Below are 16,696 nucleotides of genomic sequence, written 5' to 3'. Positions count from 1 at the left end.
TGTTCCGCCGTCAGCGGCCGACCCTCGCCCGGTTGCCCCGTGCGCTCCGCCTTGAGTTGATCGACCCAGCGGCGAACGGCCGTCTCGCCTAGATCCTGATCCCGGCATACGACCGAGACCTCCAGACCGTCATCGACCACCATCCGGGCCACGCGCTCCTTGTATTCGCTTGAAAAACTTCGGCGCTTGCGTGCCATGGTTGTTCTCCTCGTCCAGGGGGTATCGTCCCACCTAACGAGGTGTCCACGGAAATTAGACCAGCTCAGTCAACACCCCATCGGCCAGAGGGCTGGCCTCCTACGCGTCGGGGTGCTCGCCCAAGACCTTGGCAATCGCCCGGATGCGTTCGCGCTGTAATGCCTCGCCCAGGGCCTTGCCCTTGTAGCCCTCGGCCATCAGGGCTTGCGGTTGCACGGCCTGCGCGGCGGCCATCGCGCGGCGTACGGCATCGGCCTGCGGGTAGGGCTTGTCTTCCCAGCCGGTGCGCCCGCGGAAATCCGCCTCCACCGCGAGCAGGAAGGGCTCGACGTTTTCCGGGCGGCGCAGGACGTCCAGTCCGTCGACCAGCTTCATCACGGTCTTCGGGCGCAGTTCGAACACGCGATGGACCAGGCCGTGGTAGCGCGCCACGCGCACCGCGAGGTCGCGGTAGCGATTGGGGATGCGCAGGCGTTCGGCCAGGGCGCGGATCAGGTCCGCCCCGCGTTCCTCGTGCCCGTGGTGACTGGGCAGGATGTCGGGGTCGGTCGTGCCCTTCCCGAGGTCGTGCACCAGCGCGGCGAAGCGCACCTCCGGGGCGTCGGACAGGCGGGTCGCCTGGTCCAGGACCATCAGCGTATGCACGCCGGTGTCGATCTCCGGATGGTAGCGCTCGGGCTGGGGTACGCCGAACAGCCGCTCGATCTCCGGGAACAGGATAGCGAGTGCCCCGGCCTCGCGTAGTACCTCGAGGAAGCGCCGCGGTGCGGGGCTCTTCAGGGCCTTCTCGCATTCTGCCCAGACGCGCTCGGGGACCAGCGCGTCGACCTCGCCGGAGGTGACGAGCTCGCGCATCAGGGTCAGCGTGTCGGGGGCCACCTGGAAGCCCCAGGGCGCGAGCTGGGCGGCGAACCGGGCCACCCGCAGCAGACGTACCGGATCTTCGGCAAAGGCCGGGGAAACGTGGCGCAGCCATCGGGCTTCCAGATCTTCCCGTCCGCCATAGGGGTCGATCAGGCGGCCGTCGGTGTCCTCGGCCATCGCGTTGATGGTGAGATCGCGGCGTTCGAGGTCGTCCTCCAGGGTGACCTCGGGCGAGGCATTGAACTGGAAGCCGTGGTAGCCGCGCGCGGTCTTGCGCTCGGTGCGCGCCAGCGCGTATTCCTCGTGGGTCTCGGGGTGCAGGAAGACCGGGAAGTCGCGTCCGACCGCGCGAAAGCCCGCGGCCTCCATCGCCTCCGGCGTGGCACCGACGACGACGTAGTCGCGTTCCGTGAACGGGCGTCCCAGCAGGCGGTCGCGAACCGCACCGCCGACGAGATAGGTCTGCATGGCGGCCCCGGGTTCGCGATCCGGGTCAGCCGCGGCCCGATCCGCGGTTGAGAGTACGCAGTTGCTGCATGCGGGCCTCACGCCCGGCGCCGCCGCCACCCAGATAGCTGGGGGCAATGGATTCGAGCCGGGTCGGGCAGGGCAGTTGCTGCTCGCCGTCGCAGACCGAGTCGATGGTCAGCGAGGCGAAGTTGTCGCGCGACAACGGTTTGCCGGGCACGAATTCGAGCACGCTGGCCTGCAGCTTGCCGGCCCAGTCGGGCAGGCCGATCACCGGGCGCCGGTGACCGGAGACGCGTCCGACGTAGCGCACCAGCTCGGCCAGGGTATAGGTCTTCGGGCCGCACAGTTCAAAGCCCTGCCCGAAGGTATCCGGGTCGTCGAGGGCCTCGACGAAGTGCTCGGCCACATCGCCGACATACACCGGGGCGAAACGCGCCCGGGCGCGGGCCAGGGGCATCATCGGCGAGAACTTCAGCAAAGTCGCGAAGCGGTTCAGGAAGGAATCCTCGGGGCCGAAGATCACCGACGGGCGAAAAACCGTGACCGCCAGGGATTCGCTGGCGAATACCGCCTGTTCCGCCGCGCCTTTGCTGCGCAGGTAGTGGCTGGGGGCGTCGTCCATGTCCGCCTTGAGCGCGCTCATCTGCAGGAAGCGGCGCACGCCCTGGGCCTCGGCGGCCGCCAGGGCCTTCTCGGTCAGCTCGGTATGGGCGGTGCGGAAACCGGCGCCGCTGTGCCCGCGCTCGTTGAGGATGCCGACCAGGTTGATCACCGCGTCCTGCCCCGCGAACACGCGCTCCAGGGTGGCGGGGTCATGGGCGCTGCCTTCGACCAGATCCACCTCGGGGTTGACCAGGAGATCGCGGTGGCGATGCGGACGGCGGGACAGCACGCGGACCTTCAGGCCGCGATCAATCAGTCGGCGAATGATGTGGTGGCCGACGAAGCCCGTGCCGCCCAGCAGGCAGACATTGCGAATCGAATCGATCGACATGGTGGCAAGGTCCTTCCGAAAGCGAATGCGGGACGTCTTATACTCGGGTGACCTGCATTGTTCAAACAAGCCCGTATTTCGGGCCCTGACGCCGAGGCACCGATATGCCCGAACTGACTGCGATCAATCCTGCCACCGGCGAGACCCTCGCGCGCTACCCGCGCATGAACGAGGAAGCGCTGGAGGCCGCATTGTCTCGTGCCGCGAGCGCGGCGCCGGACTGGGCGGCGCGCCCCGTGACGGAGCGCGCCGCGCGCCTGCGCGATCTGGCCGGCGTGCTGCGCGAGGAACGCGAGACCCTGGCGACCACTGCCACACAGGAGATGGGCAAGCGCCTGGCCGAGGCGCGGGCCGAGGTCGACAAGTGTGCCGCCGCCTGCGAGTACTACGCCGAACACGGCCCGGATTACCTGCAGGACACCATGATCGCCTCGGACGCGAGCCGCTCGTTCATTGCCTGGCAGCCGCTGGGGACCGTGCTGCTGGTGATGCCCTGGAATTTTCCCTACTGGCAGGCCTTTCGCCAGGCGATCCCGGCCACGCTGGCCGGCAATACCGTACTGCTCAAACATGCCTCTAACGTTCCTGGCTGCGCCGAACACCTGGAGCGGGTGTTCCTGGCGGCCGGGTTCCCCGAGGGCGTGTTCCGCAATCTGCCGGTGGGCTCCGACGCGGTGGAAGGCATCATCACCGACACCCGCGTGCAGGGCGTCAGCCTGACCGGATCCGAGGGGACCGGCCGCGCGGTTGGGGCGGCTGCAGGCAAGGCGCTGAAATCCTCGGTGCTGGAGCTGGGCGGGTCGGATGCCTTTGTGGTGCTGGCCGACGCGGACCTTGACCATACAGTCGAGCAGGCGGTGCGGGGGCGCTTCCAGAACAACGGCGAGACCTGCATCGCCGCCAAGCGCTTCATCGTAGAGGAGGCCATCGCGGATGCCTTCGTGGAGCGCTTCCGGGCCGCTATCGAGGCCCTGGCCATCGGCGACCCGATGGACGAGGGCACGAACATCGGCCCGCTGGCGCGCGACGACCTGCGCAGTGAGCTGCACGATCAGGTCACCCGCAGCGTGGCCGCCGGGGCCCGCCTGGTCGCCGGCGGCGCGCCGCGTGTCGGCGCCGGCTACTTCTACCCGCCGACCCTGCTGGATGGCGTGGAACCCGGCATGCCGGCCTTCGACGAGGAGACCTTCGGCCCGGTTGCAGCGGTCACCCGGGCGCGCGACGCGGACCATGCCGTCGAGCTCGCCAACCGCTCGCGCTTCGGCCTGGGCGGGAGCGTCTGGACCGCCGACCCGGCCCGCGGCGAGGCGCTGGCCCGGCGGCTGGAATGCGGCTGCGCCTTCGTCAACGGCATCGTCAAGAGCGACCCGCGCCTGCCGTTCGGCGGCGTGAAGGACTCCGGCTACGGCCGCGAACTCTCCGAACTCGGCATCCGCGAGTTCCAGAACGCCAAGACCATCTGGGTCGCTTGATTTGCCCCGCCCGGGGGAGGATCCGCGTCTCCCTAGTGGGCCGGCGCGGTCCTCGGCCGCGCGCGGTAGAGGCCCAGTTCGAGCCGGTTGTGGGGGTCGGCCTGATCACGCTTGGCGATGATGCGGGCGACCAGGGGCTCGTCGCGGTCGAGGAGGTCGGCGGCGAGCTGGTTCTGTTCGCGCGGCAGGTAGCCGAGCTGGTGGTCGATCCAGTCGATGGCAACGGCCTTGTCATCGTGCGGGTTCAGCCGCTCGCGGCGCAGGGTCAGGGCCTGGCCGCGCTTCAACGCATTCCACAGCTTCGGGGCGTCGTGGTGGCGGTAGCCGGCCAGCGGGATGGTCTGCAGCAGTTCCTCGGTGGTGGCGGTGGCGTTGTAGCGGCCGCGCTGGGCGTAGTAGCCGCGCAGTACGGGGGTGCGGCGAGCCTGGCGGTTGGGGGTGTTCGATTGCATGGTCGCGCTCCATCTGGGGGGTTGCGACCTTTGTAGCACCGGGGGTGGCTCACAGAATGAGCCACCCCGGCTAATCGTGTCTTGCGGGCCCCGGGGCGGCCTCCCAGTGCACGGGGTCGCCCCGCCGGATGGTGCCCGGCTCCAGTGGCCGCAGGCAGATGCCGCTGTCCTGGCGCAGGGCGCCGGCGAGGTTGTAGCCGACCACCTGGTTGAGCCAGCCGCAGGGCGGGCGCGGCCGTGTGATGGCAAAACGCACAACACCGATGCGCAAGGTTCCCGCGCGCGGGCTGCGCCGGAGGCCGCTCACCACGAGGTTGCGGCGGTGGTCGCCGGGCGTCGGGGTCGCGGGCTGGTGCAGGCGCCGCGCCCGCCGTGTGGCGCGGTCCAGCTCGGCGCTGCAGATGAGGGTGACGGGGCAGGATTCCACCGTGTGCCAGTGGCCCTGCCCGGTGGCGTAGCGGTCACCGGTCAGGCCCGCTTCGGTGACCTCCACGGCGGCGCACTCGTGCATGGGTGCGCCGGCGCGATCAGCGATCCAGATCGCTTCCAGCCGGCCGGAGACGGTGGCGGCTTTGCGGCGGGCCAGCCAGCGGCGCAGCATCAGGATGAAGCCGCGTATTGCGCAGCGGCCTCGCGCAGCGTGGTGGCGACACGGGTGCGCAGGCTTTCGGGGGCCAGGACCTCGACCCCGGGACCGTGGCGCAGGATCTCCTGGATCAGCTCGGTGGGATCCCCGAAAGGCACCCGCAGGTGGTAGTGGTCGCCCTCGAAGTGGCCGGTCTGGTCCGGGTGCCAGGTCTCGTCCGCGACCCAGCGGGCGTGTTCCGGGGTGAAGCGTAGCACCGCCCATTCCTGTGCGGGGCCGGTGAAGATGCCGAAGGCCGCGCCGGTGTGGGCATCCAGGGTCGCTTCGTCGATGTCGTGGTAGGGGCCATCGGTCGCCCGGGTGGACCGGATGCGTTCCAGCGCGAAGGTGCGCAGGGCCCGGGCCTTTTCGCACCAGGCGATCAGGTACCAGTTGTCGCGGTAGTACAGCAGTCGCTGGGGATGCACGACGCGTTGGGTGGCGGAGTCGCGGGCACGGCCGTGGTACTCGATCGCGATCGGCTGTTCGTCCAGGGTCGCGGCGGCTACGGCCTGAAAGCCGTCGCTGCGGTTGCTGCGCTGGGCCAGGGGCTGGATGCGGATGCGGCGGCGCACGGCGTCCGGCTGGTGCCCGCCGCTGGCGAGCAGCTCCCGGATACGCTCCTTTAATGGCCCCAGTGTGGGCGCCAGCAGACCCGGCTGCACGTCCTCCAGGAGCTGCTCCATGGTCAGGAGCGCGAGCAATTCGGATTCGTTGAACCATAGCCCCGGCAGCTCGAAGGCCGGGACATCCTGTGCGTAGCGGTAGCCGTTGGCCTCCGCGTCGTACTCGATCGGTGCCTGCATGAAGTCGCGCATGTACTCGAGGTCGCGCTTGATGGTCGCGCGCGAGACCTCGAGCGCCTCCATCAGGTGCGCCAGCGACGGCGGCTGGCGCGCCTGGAGCAGGCGGTGCAGATGGAAGATCCGCTCGGCGCGGTTCACGAAGTCAATGCAGGGGTGGACATTTCCGGAACGCTACGTGGAGAACCTGCCCCTTGGCAATGTCACGGGTTTTTTTCGTCGGCTGCGCCGCTCCGGGGCCCTGAGCACAGGTCATTCGTCGAGAGCGGCTGCGAGCGGTGGCGGGCTCGCAAGATGCCCCTTCCGGATGGGGATTGCGGTTGGGACGGTCGTCGCCGTCCGCAGGCCGTTTCATGGACGCGGGCATGTCCGGCCGAGGCGCCGGTGGTCTGCGCTGGACGGTGATACCTTCGAGGCAGGCCTCCAGGATGAGCTCGCGGATCGTTTCGTGGGCCTGGTCGCGGGCCTGCGGTCCGCAGCAATCCGCGGGGGCGATGATCCCCGTCTCCAGCAGATCGCGGAGTTCCTGGCCGCGCCATTCGGCCACGATCCGGCGCGACGGCTCGTCGATGATCCGGAGCGAGGGGTCGGGGTTTTCCAGCCATGCGTCGAGCGTGAACATTGTGCCTCCTAAGAAATGAGAACCATTCGCATTCATAGTCGTCGAGGGAGAGGCGCGAGTCAAGCATTGAATGCGAGCGATCATGAAGATCGGTGGATTTTGTGGGCCGGTCCGCTTTCTCCGGCCCTGCCCGGGGCCGAGGACCGAGGGCCGTCAGTGTCTCCTCGGGGGAGCCTCACGGACTGACTCTGCCAGACGCGCAGCAGATCCGTCCCGGGTCCGACGGGCTTGCGGGTCAGGGGTGGTCGAGTCGTACGAGCAGGCGCTGTTGATCTCCCGCAACCGGCGGCGAGCGATGGACGGCTCCAAGCCCCCCGCACGTAGGTGAACGTTCGCCTTTCATGAGGATCACGGATCCGCTCTCAAGTGCCAAGGGCGGATGGCCTGCAAGAACGCCCTCGTTGTCGCCGCAACGGAGCCGGTCGCGGTTCAGGAAACGGTCGTCTGCATATTCGGTTCCGGGGCCGGTGTAGCTGCAGACCATCCGCAGCACGTTGTTGTCCACGTGAAACAGCGGGCATGGCTGGTGGGCCAGCACTTCGAGCTGGAGGCGGACACTGATCGCATGCGCGACGACGGCAAAGTTGTGCGCCAGGCGCTCCAGATCGTATGCCAGACGATGAACCCTGAACGGTGCCCGGTCGATGGCGCCGTGCAACCGTTCGCGCACCTGGTCCGGTCGGCAGTGGATGTCCAGAATCATCCCGGGGCCGCGGGACAGCAGCGCCCGGGCCTGGTCCCGGAGTTGCGGATCCAGGCTTCGGCGCCAGATCAGCGCGTTCACATCGTGGCGGTGAATGCCCTTGAGCTCGGCGGCGCGGTCGACGAAGCGGTGCCTTGACGGCGCGCGCTCGACCGGGTGCGACGTTCGCGCAGTGTTCATGCGGTTACGTCCGGGCGGGACTCTCGGGTTTCCGGGGCATCCACCTCGGGTTCGGCGGTCTCGGACCCCAGGCGCCAGACCGGGAAGGGATCCGCGTAGCTCAGCCAGCGTTCCGGGCCTTCCAGCATCTCGTCGTCGGTGAGCAGGCAGGCGTCGAGACGTTTGCGCATCGCATCCGCGTCCATGTGGATGCCGATCAGTACAATCTCCTGGCGTCGGTCCCCGAATCGGTCATCCCAGACCGGCGCGATCGCCGTCTCCCACCAGTCTTCGTGGGTGGGGCGCTGCTCCGGGGATACGGCAGCCCACCAGAACCCGGCAGCGTGGTGGGTCAGCGCCCCGCCGGCCTGAGACAATGTGCCGGCCCAGTCGGGGCGCGAAGCCAGCCAGAACCAGCCCTTGCTGCGGATGATGCCAGGCCATTCCTCGTGCAGCAGGGCAAAAAAGCGTTCCGGATGAAATGGCCGATTGACGCGGTATACGATGCTGGAGATGCCGTATTCCTCGGTCTCCGGGGTGTGGCCACCCAACATCTCCTGGGCCCAGCCGGCGGCCTGGGACGCGCGGTCGAAGTCGAAGCGTCCGGTGCCCAGCAGGGACTCCGGCGCGACCTGGCCGTGTGTGGTTTCGATGATTCTGGCGTCCCGGTTAAGGGCGCGCACGACGCTGCGGACGGTATCCAGTTGTTCCGGCGACGGGCGATCCACCTTGTTCAGGACAATGACGTCCGCGAACTCGATCTGATCCACCAGCAGGTCAACGACGGTACGGTCGTCTTCCTCCCCCAGGGATTCGCCGCGGTCGCCCAGAAAATCGCTGGACGCGTAGTCCTGCAGCAGGGCACCTGCATCCACCACCGTGACCATCGTGTCGAGGCGGGCGACATCGTCCAGGGACTGGCCGTCTTCGTCGCGGAAGGCGAAGGTGGCCGCGACCGGCATGGGCTCGGAAATGCCGGTGGATTCGATGACCAGGTAGTCGTACTGCCCGGATTCGGCGAGGCGGCGCACCTCCACCAGCAGGTCGTCCCGCAGCGTGCAGCAGATGCAGCCGTTGGTCATCTCGACCATGCGGGCATCGGTACGTGTGACGGCATCCTGGCCGCCGCGCACCAGGGCGCTGTCGATGTTGACCTCGCTCATGTCGTTGACGATGACCGCGACGCGCAGCCCCGACTGGTTGTGCAGGATGTTGTTCAGCAGTGTGGTCTTGCCGGCGCCGAGAAAGCCGGAGAGGACGGTGACGGGCAGGCGTTTCATGGTACCTCCAGGGAATCGGGATGCCCGGGCGTCGGAATGTGCCCGGATGGAAGGGTTGGGCAGGCTCAGCGCACGAACACGTGTTCGGCCTTTTCCTGGCGTTCCTTGACCTCGATGCAGAGGGTCGCCGTCGGGCGGGCCAGCAGGCGGGGCAGACCGATCGGTTCGCCGCTCACCTCGCAGTAGCCGTAATCGCCGGTTTCGATGCGATGCAGGGCCGCATCGATCTTTCGCAGCAGGCGACCTTCGCGCTCCTGCACCCGCATCGACAGGAGGCGCGACTCCTCCATTGCCGCGCGGTCAAGCTCGTCCGGGGTGCGTTCGTTGTCGCGCAATCCGTCCCGGGCGCCCTCCATGTCAGCCAGGATCTCGTCGCGCATTTCGAGCAGGCGCTCGCGGAAGTACGCGAGCTGGGCCTCGTTCATGTAGGCCGCGGCAGGCATGGCCAGCAGTTCGTCGCGGGTCATGGGGTTCCGTCGGTTGCGATCAGGATGTTATACCATAACGTTTCGATTGCGCCCCGACAACACGGATCGGCCACCGTCCTGTGATGGGGTCGACCCGCCTGCAAAAAGGTGTCTTATGTCCTCTACCTGTGTGTCTCCGGCCTCGCCGGATACGGAAACCTCCGCGACCGATCCGCTACCGGATATTGCCGCGTCGGCTGCTACGCACGCCTCTGCGCTCGACTGGGTGGGTATGGAAGACATCACCCTTCCGCTGTATCTGACCGGCCAGCCAGTGATCGCCCGGGCAAGCGCGGGGGTGAGCCTCGACGACGCGGGCGCGCGCGGTATCCATATGTCACGGCTCTACGGGGCCCTGCGACAGCTGGAGTCTCGTGAGCTGGACCTTGCGCGGCTGTGGGGCGTGCTCGAGGCGTTTCTGGCTTCGCACGATGGCCTGTCCAGCGTGGCCGAGGTCCGTCTGGCCGGGGAGCTGCCGCTGGAAAGGCCGGCCCTGGTCAGTGCGGCTGCGGGCTGGAAGCGCTACCCGTTCCGGATCGCTGCACGGAGCGAGTCCGGGGTGGTGTCCCTGGAGCTGGAGGTTCAGGTGGGCTATTCCTCCACCTGTCCCTGCTCCGCGGCCCTGGCGCGGCAGGCGATCCAGGAGCAGTTCGACCGCGACTTCCCGCGAGCGGCTGTGGATGCGGCAACCGTGCGCGAATGGCTGGGCTGGGCCGAGGGGATTGTCGCGACCCCCCACAGCCAGCGCAGCGAGGCAACCGTCACGGTCGGTCTGGACCCGCTGGTATCGACGCTGCCCCTGCCCGATCTGATTGATCGCGTGGAACAGGCGCTGGGTACCGCCCTGCAAACGGCGGTAAAGCGCGTGGACGAGAAGGCCTTCGCGCTCGCCAACGGCCGCAACCTGATGTTCTGCGAAGATGCCGTACGGCGCCTGGACAGCACCCTGCGCCCGGAGTACTCCGCCCGCGGCTATCGCGTCCAGGTCCGTCACCGCGAGAGCCTGCATGCACACGACGCCGTCGCGCGTCTCGCGCGGATGCACGGCTGACGCCACCGCATTCGTCGTTCCAATCCATGGTAGTCGATCGCGCTTGACACGCGAACGCGAATCGTTATCATTCCTAACTGTAGTCGGTGACCGGCGATGTGGCCGTGTCTCTCGGGACTTCCAATTCGTTGTCTAGCCAGCCGCTTTTGCATGCCAGCCAGACCACCTTGATTCAAAGGTTGTGGCTGATGCGAAACAAGCAAAACCTACTTAATCGCTCGATGGGCGTTGCCCTGTTGGGCCTCGGCCTGATCTCGCCCGTGACAGCGGGCGAACAGGAGGGCCCGCTGCAACTCGAACCGGTTCGCGTCTACGCCGACCGGTTCGGAGAGACGCACAATGAGGGTTCCCCTCAGGCCTCGGTGAAATCCCGCGAACCCTTGCAGCAACAGCAGGCACGTTCCCTCGATGACGTGCTACGAGGCATGCCCGGTGTCACCACCAGCGGTGGCCCACGTACCACGGCGATGCAGCCGGTCATCCGCGGTCTGGGAGACGAGCGGGTGGTCATACGCCAGGACGGTGCGCGCCAGAACTTTCGTTCCGGGCACCGCGGCCGGGTGTTCTTTGATCCCGAGATCCTGCAACAGGTCGAGGTGCTACGGGGACCCGCGTCGACCCAGCACGGTAGCGGTGCGCTGGGCGGGGTGATGAACCTGCGGACCCAGCGCGCAGATGACTTTCTGCACCCGGGTGAAACGCGTGGCGGTAGGGTCACGGGCGGTTACCGGGACCAGGGGCAGGAAACCCTGCTGGCCGGTACCGCAGCGACCCGGGGCGAGCGATGGGGCCTGCTCGGAAGCATTGCACGGCGCAACTCCAGCGACTTCGCCGATGGTCGCGGCGACGATGTGCCGAACACCGCCGACGACATCCTCTCCGGGTTGCTCAACGCGTCATTTCAGCCGCATGAACAACACCGGTTCGAACTGGGCCTGAGCGGCTATCGCAACGACCACGAGATCCCCTCGGCCGCGAACACTGCAAGCGAAGACAACATCGTTGCCCGGAATACCCGCAGCGACACCCAGACACTGGCTTACGAATGGCGCCCGGACGCGGCCTACGTGCGCGAGCTGGATGTTGTTGTTTACCGGACCCGCGTCGACCTGGACGAGACCCGCCTCGAAGACGGTCGGCATGACGAAACCGCGCTGACAACACTGGGTGTCGATACCACGTTTCGCCAGGGCTTTGCGACAGGAGCGGTCGACCATCTTCTCGTGCTGGGAGGCGAGTTGTACAGGGATGACCAGTCGGGTGCGCGCGATGGCCAGGACCGACCACAGTTCCCGGACGCCGAGCAAACCGTGGCCTCCGCGTTCGTGCACCACAGGATGCATCTCGGCGAACGCCTCGAACTCACGCCTGGAGTACGTATTGATCGCTTCACTCAGAAGGCCGCGGGGCAACCGTCACGCAGCGAGTCCGAGACCTCGTGGCAGCTGGCGGCGCGCTACGCACTGAGTGACCGTATTGACGCCTACGCGACCTACGCCGAAGCGTTTCGCGCCCCGTCGCTGACAGAACTGTATGTGGGCGGCCAGCATTTTCCCGGGAATTTTTTCGAGCCGAATCCGGAGTTGCGTCCGGAAACCGCACGCAACTTCGAGGTCGGTGCGACCTACGAGGGGCGCGGCATATTGCGCGACGGGGATCGCCTGCAGGCACGAGCCTCGGCGTACGAGAATCGACTGAGCGACTTCATCGAACAGCGCGTCGTCTTTGATGCGTTCTTCCCCGTGCCGATCGGCCGGACGTTGACCGAGAACGTTCAACAGGCACGCATTCGCGGACAGGAGCTGGAGGTCGCCTATGAGGCCAGTGCTGGCTATCTGAAGCTCGCGGGCTCCCGCCTGCGCGGGATTGATCGCGATCAGCGCACACCGCTGGGGGGTATGCCGGCAGACCAGCTGTCGCTGGAGGCGGGCACGAGCGCATTGTTGGCGGAATGGCTTCTGGGCGGACGGATAACGGCCGTGCGCGCTCAGGACCGTGTTCCGGAGGATGGTGCGTCTACTCCGGGCTACACATTGTTCGATCTATTTCTCAGCTGGCACCCGCAGCATTTCCAAGACGCGGTTCGGGTCGACCTCGGTGTCGACAACCTGACGGACCGTACCTACCGCAATCACTTGTCAGCCCTCAACAGCCCTGGGCGCAACCTGCGCCTTCAGGCGACATACCGCTTCTGATCCCGGGAGGATTGCCATGAATGCCATTACCCCTTTGTATCCACTTCAGGAATCCGCTTCCGAAGCCGCGGTGGAGATCGCGCAGCGTTGGCGGGATTTGAAGGACGCCGAGCCTCACCTTCGAGCGCGCGACGCGGCCGACCGTTTGGGTGTGTCCGAGGCGGAGCTGGTCGCCGCCCGCTGTGATGGGCGGGACATCGTTCGACTGCGCCCTGCCTGGGCGGATTTGTTGTCGGAGCTCGAGTCTTTGGGTCGGGTGATGGCCCTTACCCGCAACGATCATGTCGTGCACGAGAAGCACGGTGAATACATTGGGGCAAAGGTGTTCGGGAACATGGGCTTGCTGGTGAATCCGGACATCGATCTTCGACTGTTCCTGGGTCAGTGGGATCATGTGTTCGCGGTCACCGAGCTCACCCGCAGCGGAGTGCGTAACAGCCTGCAAGTATTCGGGGACGACGGTTTGGCGTTACACAAGATCTACGCTACGGACCGAACAGACGATGCCGCCTGGTCACGATTGATTGGTCGGTTTCGTGCTGCGGATCAGTCGCCGGGCGTTCGTGTGGCGCCGACCCACGCGATTCCCACGGATCCGCCCGATCAGGCCGTGGATGTGGGGGCTCTGCGTGCGCGCTGGGATGGGCTGAAGGACACGCACGACTTCGTCGACCTGCTTCGGCAATTCGGCGTGGGCCGAATGCAGTCGCTCCGCCTGGCGGGGCCGGAGCGGGCCTATCCAGTACAGCGGGATGCGGGACGCATTGTCCTGGAGTACGCCCGGGACGATGCATTGCCCATCATGGTCTTCGTGGGCAACCGTGGACTGGTTCAGATCCACACAGGGTCGGTGTCGAAACTCGTATCCGCCGGGGAGTGGTTCAACGTGCTCGATCCCCGGTTCAACCTGCATGTTCGCATGAGCGCCATCCATTCCGTATGGGTGGTTGCGAAGCCGACGGTGGATGGGCCTGTCCACTCGCTGGAACTGTTCGACGAGCAGGGAGCGCTGTTGATGCAAGTGTTTGGCGAGCGCAAGCCGGGACGTCCTCAGGATCCCCGCTGGCGTGCCTTGCTGGGCGTCCTTGAGCCCTGCAGCGTTAACGAGACCGGCCGTCATGTCTCGTCGTGAGATCCTCCGTTCATTGCTCGCGCTGCTGGCCCTCCCGGCGACCGGAGCCACGGCCGGCCCGCCGGATCAACGCCTGGTGTCGATAGGCGGGGGCGTGACCGAGACAATCTATGCCCTCGGAGAAGGCGGTCGACTGGTTGGTGTGGACACGACCAGTACCTACCCGAAGGCCGCTCGCGCGCTACCGACCGTGGGGTACCAACACACGCTGCCGCTGGAGGGGATCGCAGCTCTCAAGCCCAGCGCCCTGCTGCATGATGGCTCGGCTGGACCGGAGCGCACCCTGCGTCGGCTCGAGCGGCTGGGTATTGACGAGATCGTGCTGCCCGGAGAGCCGAGCCTCGAGGGATTTCGCGCACGCACCCTGCGGCTGGGCGACCTGTTCGGGCGCAGGCTGGAGGCGCAGAACATCATCGACTCGGTCGAGAAAGAGCTTGACGACGTCCGCCGTACGGCCCCCTCCGAGGCGCCTCGGGCGGTATTCATGATGTCCCATGGGGAGGGAGCCTCTGTGGTCGCCGGGCGCGACACCAAGGCGGATGCACTGCTGCGGCTGGCCGGGGCCCGCAACGTGTTTACCGAGTTCGAGGGGTATCGGCCCGTCTCGGTTGAAGCGCTCCTGCAGAAGCATCCCGATGCCGTCCTCACCACCGGCAGCGCCGCCACCGGAGACGTCTTGCGGGGAATTCCGACTCTTGCAGGTGACACGTTGTTCTGGCTGGGTTTCGGGCCGCGGCTGGGGCGGGCCGTATCCGAGGTGGCGGCGTTTCTTCGGGACGCCGTGGCCACTGACACAGGTCGTTCCTCGCCGATCTCATGAGTGCGGTACTGGAACGTGAGGGGGTTGCGGTCGACGGTCAGCCGTCGACCAGCAGCGCGAACCCGGGATCGCGCCAGACTCGCGCGCGCTATGTGACCCTGGCGCTGGTCCCGGCGCTGGGGCTCGTCATGATGATTGGTCTGCTCACCGGCGCCGTGGCGACCTCCCCGCGGGATCTTCTCGCCCTGCTCCCGGGAACCGGAGGCGACGAGTGGACCCGCTACGTGCTGCTGGAAGTGAGGCTTCCGCGTGTGATTCTGGGCGCCCTCGTGGGGGCGGCGCTGGGCGCCAGCGGTGCGGCGTTGCAGGGGCTGTTTCGCAACCCGCTCGCCGATCCCGGATTGATCGGCGTTGCCGCGGGCGCGGCGTTCGCGGCGGTGGCGGTGATCGTGCTCGGGGGCACGGTGCTCGCCCCGCTGGTGGGCTGGCTGGGCATGGCGGCGCTGCCGGTGGCGGCGTTCCTGGGCGGGTTGGTGACTACCTTGATCGTCTACCGTCTGGCCAGTCACCAGGGGCAGACTGCCGTGGCGACCCTGCTGCTGGCGGGTATTGCCATCAACGCGATCGCCGGCGCCGGCACGGGATTGCTGGTGTACATGGCCGATGACCAGCAGCTGCGTACGCTGACATTCTGGAATATGGGGTCCCTTGCCCAGGCGGAGTGGGCGTCGCTGGCCGTAGGGACGGCCTTGGTTGTCCTGGCGTTTATGGCCCTGCCGCTGGCCGCTCGCGGGTTGAATGGCATGATGCTGGGCGAAAATGTGGCGCGTCATCTCGGGTTTTCCGTGCACCGCCTGAAGCTGCTGGTCATCGTCATGGCCGCGCTCGCGGTTGGATCCGCGGTTGCTCTGGCAGGCATCATCGGCTTTGTCGGGCTGGTCGTGCCGCATATCCTGCGCATGGCGATCGGACCCGACCATCGTTACCTGCTCCCGGCCTCTGCCTTGGGTGGTGCCATGCTGCTGGTCATGGCCGATGCCGCCGCCCGGGTGGTGGTCGCCCCGGCCGAACTGCCAATCGGTTTGCTGACCGCGCTGGTTGGCGGCCCGTTCTTCCTTTGGTTGTTGCTGCGCATGCGGGGGCGTTTGGGGTGACCGCCACGGCTCAAAACATCAAGCGTCCCGCGGTCGGCGTGCTGGAAGTATCCGGGGTCTCTGTTCAGGGGCATCGTGGCTGGCGTTTGCAGGATGTCTCGCTGAGCCTGGTGCCCGGTGAAGTCCATGCGGTCATGGGTCCCAACGGAGCCGGCAAGAGCACGCTGCTTTCGGTGCTGTCCGGAACCCTTGAACCGGAGGCCGGCGAGATCCTCTTCGAGCACCAGCCTTTACAGGCCTGGTGTCCCCGGATACTGGCGCGTCGTCGCGGCATCCTGCCGCAGGAGAGTTCTGTCAGCTTTCCCCTGACCGTGTGGGAGGTGGTCGCCCTCGGTCGTCTCCCGCATGCCACGCCGCTGGAGGATCCTGACATCGTGCGTCGCGTCATGCGCCGCATGGACGTTCATCATCTGGCCGCGCAGCGCTATGGCGACTTGTCTGGAGGGGAACGTCAGCGGGTGCAGATGGCACGCGTGCTGGCACAGGTCGCCCGCCCGGTGACGGATCCCTCTGCACCTGTCCTGCTTCTCGATGAACCGTCTTCGGCCTTGGATCTCCGGCACCAGTTCGAGCTGTTCGAGCGGATGCGCGATGAAGCGCTGACCGGCAGCGCCATCCTGGTCATTCTCCATGATCTGAATCTGGCGGCCCGCTATGCGGATCGTCTGACGTTACTACACGATGGTCACGTTGCGGCCCAGGGATCTCCCGGAGAGGTTCTGGACGCCGCAACGCTGGAGCGGGTCTGGGGCGTTCGTGCGCGGGTCACGCCGGTTGATGCGGGTGCTCCGTTGCATGTGCATCTCCTCGGGCCGGCCGACGCCGGTCTCGGGGCAGGTTCGCGTTGACGCTCCGGACCCGGTCTTGACGGCGTCCCCGGTAGTGCGGTTGCTTAATCAACTGCATGTGCCCTCGCGGGTCTCCCGCCCACGCCAGGAACTTTCCCCCTTTGGGCGAATTCTTCACAACGCAGCACTCCCTCACCAACCTCTGTTGCGTCCACTGGCCCGCTTGATCATTACGCGAACGCATTGAACACCTGGGCGAGCTGCGGCGTGGCGCTGCCTGTCCCGCCATATGTTGTTTGCAAGGTCCCGGGATCCGATCACCCCGACTGTGCTGAATCGACCCGCGAGGCCGCGATAACGATGGCGCTCTATCGGGGGCATGCCTTCGCGCACAAAAAAGCCGCCGGATTGCACATCCGGCGGCAATGCTAACGGAGGTTGGAGAGACCAAAGGCAGGAAGTCACCTTTCGTCCTGGCGACACACAGCTGTCCGGGCTGCGCATCT

General features: G+C 66.9%; 17 protein-coding genes. 7 read left to right on the top strand and 10 right to left on the bottom strand.

Going from position 1 to position 16,696, the window contains the following annotated elements; all coding sequences use genetic code 11:
* From D106_RS14265 to D106_RS0107960, 3 genes are all read right to left on the bottom strand, one after another.
* A partial coding sequence (locus D106_RS14265) for a transposase (protein WP_018879749.1) occupies positions 1-197 on the bottom strand: 197 nt, incomplete at its 3' end.
* A gap of 100 nt (positions 198-297) precedes the next feature.
* Positions 298-1,530 (bottom strand): multifunctional CCA addition/repair protein, encoded by a 1,233-nt coding sequence (locus D106_RS0107965; RefSeq protein WP_018879748.1) that lies wholly within the window; start codon positions 1,528-1,530, stop codon positions 298-300.
* 25 nt (positions 1,531-1,555) lie between these two features.
* On the bottom strand, positions 1,556-2,527 hold the full coding sequence (locus tag D106_RS0107960) for a complex I NDUFA9 subunit family protein (protein WP_018866682.1): 972 nt from the start codon (positions 2,525-2,527) through the stop codon (positions 1,556-1,558).
* A 104-nt stretch (positions 2,528-2,631) separates the two neighbouring features.
* On the opposite strand from D106_RS0107960, the gene D106_RS0107955 reads away from it, so the two are divergent.
* Entirely contained in the window at positions 2,632-3,999 is a 1,368-nt protein-coding gene (locus D106_RS0107955) for an NAD-dependent succinate-semialdehyde dehydrogenase (protein ID WP_018879747.1), read from the top strand.
* Between the two features lie 32 nt (positions 4,000-4,031).
* Here the strand turns inward: D106_RS0107955 and D106_RS0107950 are convergent, their stop codons facing one another.
* The 7 genes from D106_RS0107950 to dksA form a co-directional block, all read right to left on the bottom strand.
* Complete coding sequence (locus D106_RS0107950; RefSeq protein ID WP_018866684.1) at positions 4,032-4,451, bottom strand: HIRAN domain-containing protein; 420 nt, start codon at positions 4,449-4,451, stop codon at positions 4,032-4,034.
* A 70-nt stretch (positions 4,452-4,521) separates the two neighbouring features.
* Positions 4,522-5,052, bottom strand: a complete 531-nt coding sequence (locus D106_RS0107945) for an MOSC domain-containing protein (RefSeq protein ID WP_018879746.1) — start codon at positions 5,050-5,052, stop codon at positions 4,522-4,524.
* Positions 5,052-6,020, bottom strand: a complete 969-nt coding sequence (locus D106_RS0107940) for a YafY family protein (protein ID WP_018879745.1) — start codon at positions 6,018-6,020, stop codon at positions 5,052-5,054. Before D106_RS0107940 ends, D106_RS0107945 begins: the two co-directional genes overlap by 1 nt.
* 4 nt (positions 6,021-6,024) lie before the next feature.
* Entirely contained in the window at positions 6,025-6,501 is a 477-nt protein-coding gene (locus tag D106_RS0107935) for a hypothetical protein (RefSeq protein WP_018879744.1), read from the bottom strand.
* Positions 6,502-6,736: 235 nt separating this feature from the next.
* Positions 6,737-7,384 (bottom strand): DUF1826 domain-containing protein, encoded by a 648-nt coding sequence (locus tag D106_RS14755; RefSeq protein ID WP_081620069.1) that lies wholly within the window; start codon positions 7,382-7,384, stop codon positions 6,737-6,739.
* Complete coding sequence (gene zigA / locus D106_RS0107925; RefSeq protein ID WP_018879743.1) at positions 7,381-8,643, bottom strand: zinc metallochaperone GTPase ZigA; 1,263 nt, start codon at positions 8,641-8,643, stop codon at positions 7,381-7,383. Before zigA ends, D106_RS14755 begins: the two co-directional genes overlap by 4 nt.
* A 65-nt stretch (positions 8,644-8,708) precedes the next feature.
* A complete protein-coding gene (dksA, locus tag D106_RS0107920; RefSeq protein WP_017940914.1) occupies positions 8,709-9,110 on the bottom strand; it encodes an RNA polymerase-binding protein DksA in 402 nt (133 codons plus the stop codon).
* A 115-nt stretch (positions 9,111-9,225) separates the two neighbouring features.
* Here dksA and folE2 point away from each other — a divergent pair, with 115 nt between their 5' ends.
* From folE2 to D106_RS0107890, 6 genes are all read left to right on the top strand, one after another.
* Positions 9,226-10,161 (top strand): GTP cyclohydrolase FolE2, encoded by a 936-nt coding sequence (gene folE2, locus D106_RS0107915; protein ID WP_081620068.1) that lies wholly within the window; start codon positions 9,226-9,228, stop codon positions 10,159-10,161.
* A gap of 188 nt (positions 10,162-10,349) precedes the next feature.
* Entirely contained in the window at positions 10,350-12,356 is a 2,007-nt protein-coding gene (locus D106_RS0107910; RefSeq protein WP_155986335.1) for a TonB-dependent hemoglobin/transferrin/lactoferrin family receptor, read from the top strand.
* A gap of 16 nt (positions 12,357-12,372) precedes the next feature.
* Positions 12,373-13,488, top strand: coding sequence for a hemin-degrading factor (locus D106_RS0107905; RefSeq protein ID WP_018879740.1), 1,116 nt, complete (start codon positions 12,373-12,375; stop codon positions 13,486-13,488).
* Complete coding sequence (locus D106_RS0107900; RefSeq protein WP_018879739.1) at positions 13,475-14,308, top strand: hemin ABC transporter substrate-binding protein; 834 nt, start codon at positions 13,475-13,477, stop codon at positions 14,306-14,308. The genes D106_RS0107905 and D106_RS0107900 overlap by 14 nt, the downstream gene beginning before the upstream one ends.
* A complete protein-coding gene (locus D106_RS0107895) occupies positions 14,305-15,402 on the top strand; it encodes an iron ABC transporter permease (protein WP_018879738.1) in 1,098 nt (365 codons plus the stop codon). The genes D106_RS0107900 and D106_RS0107895 overlap by 4 nt, the downstream gene beginning before the upstream one ends.
* Positions 15,399-16,250 carry a heme ABC transporter ATP-binding protein gene (locus tag D106_RS0107890; RefSeq protein WP_231372870.1) on the top strand — a complete coding sequence of 284 codons (852 nt, stop codon included), beginning with the start codon at positions 15,399-15,401 and terminating at the stop codon, positions 16,248-16,250. The genes D106_RS0107895 and D106_RS0107890 overlap by 4 nt, the downstream gene beginning before the upstream one ends.
* The last annotated feature ends 446 nt before the right edge of the window (positions 16,251-16,696 follow it).

Origin of the sequence: Thioalkalivibrio sp. ALE9 (assembly GCF_000377445.1) — a bacterium.
Classification (GTDB): Bacteria; Pseudomonadota; Gammaproteobacteria; order Ectothiorhodospirales; family Ectothiorhodospiraceae; genus Thioalkalivibrio.
The sequence above is the reverse complement of the archived record's forward strand: the minus strand, read 5'-3'. Positions and strand labels throughout refer to the sequence as shown.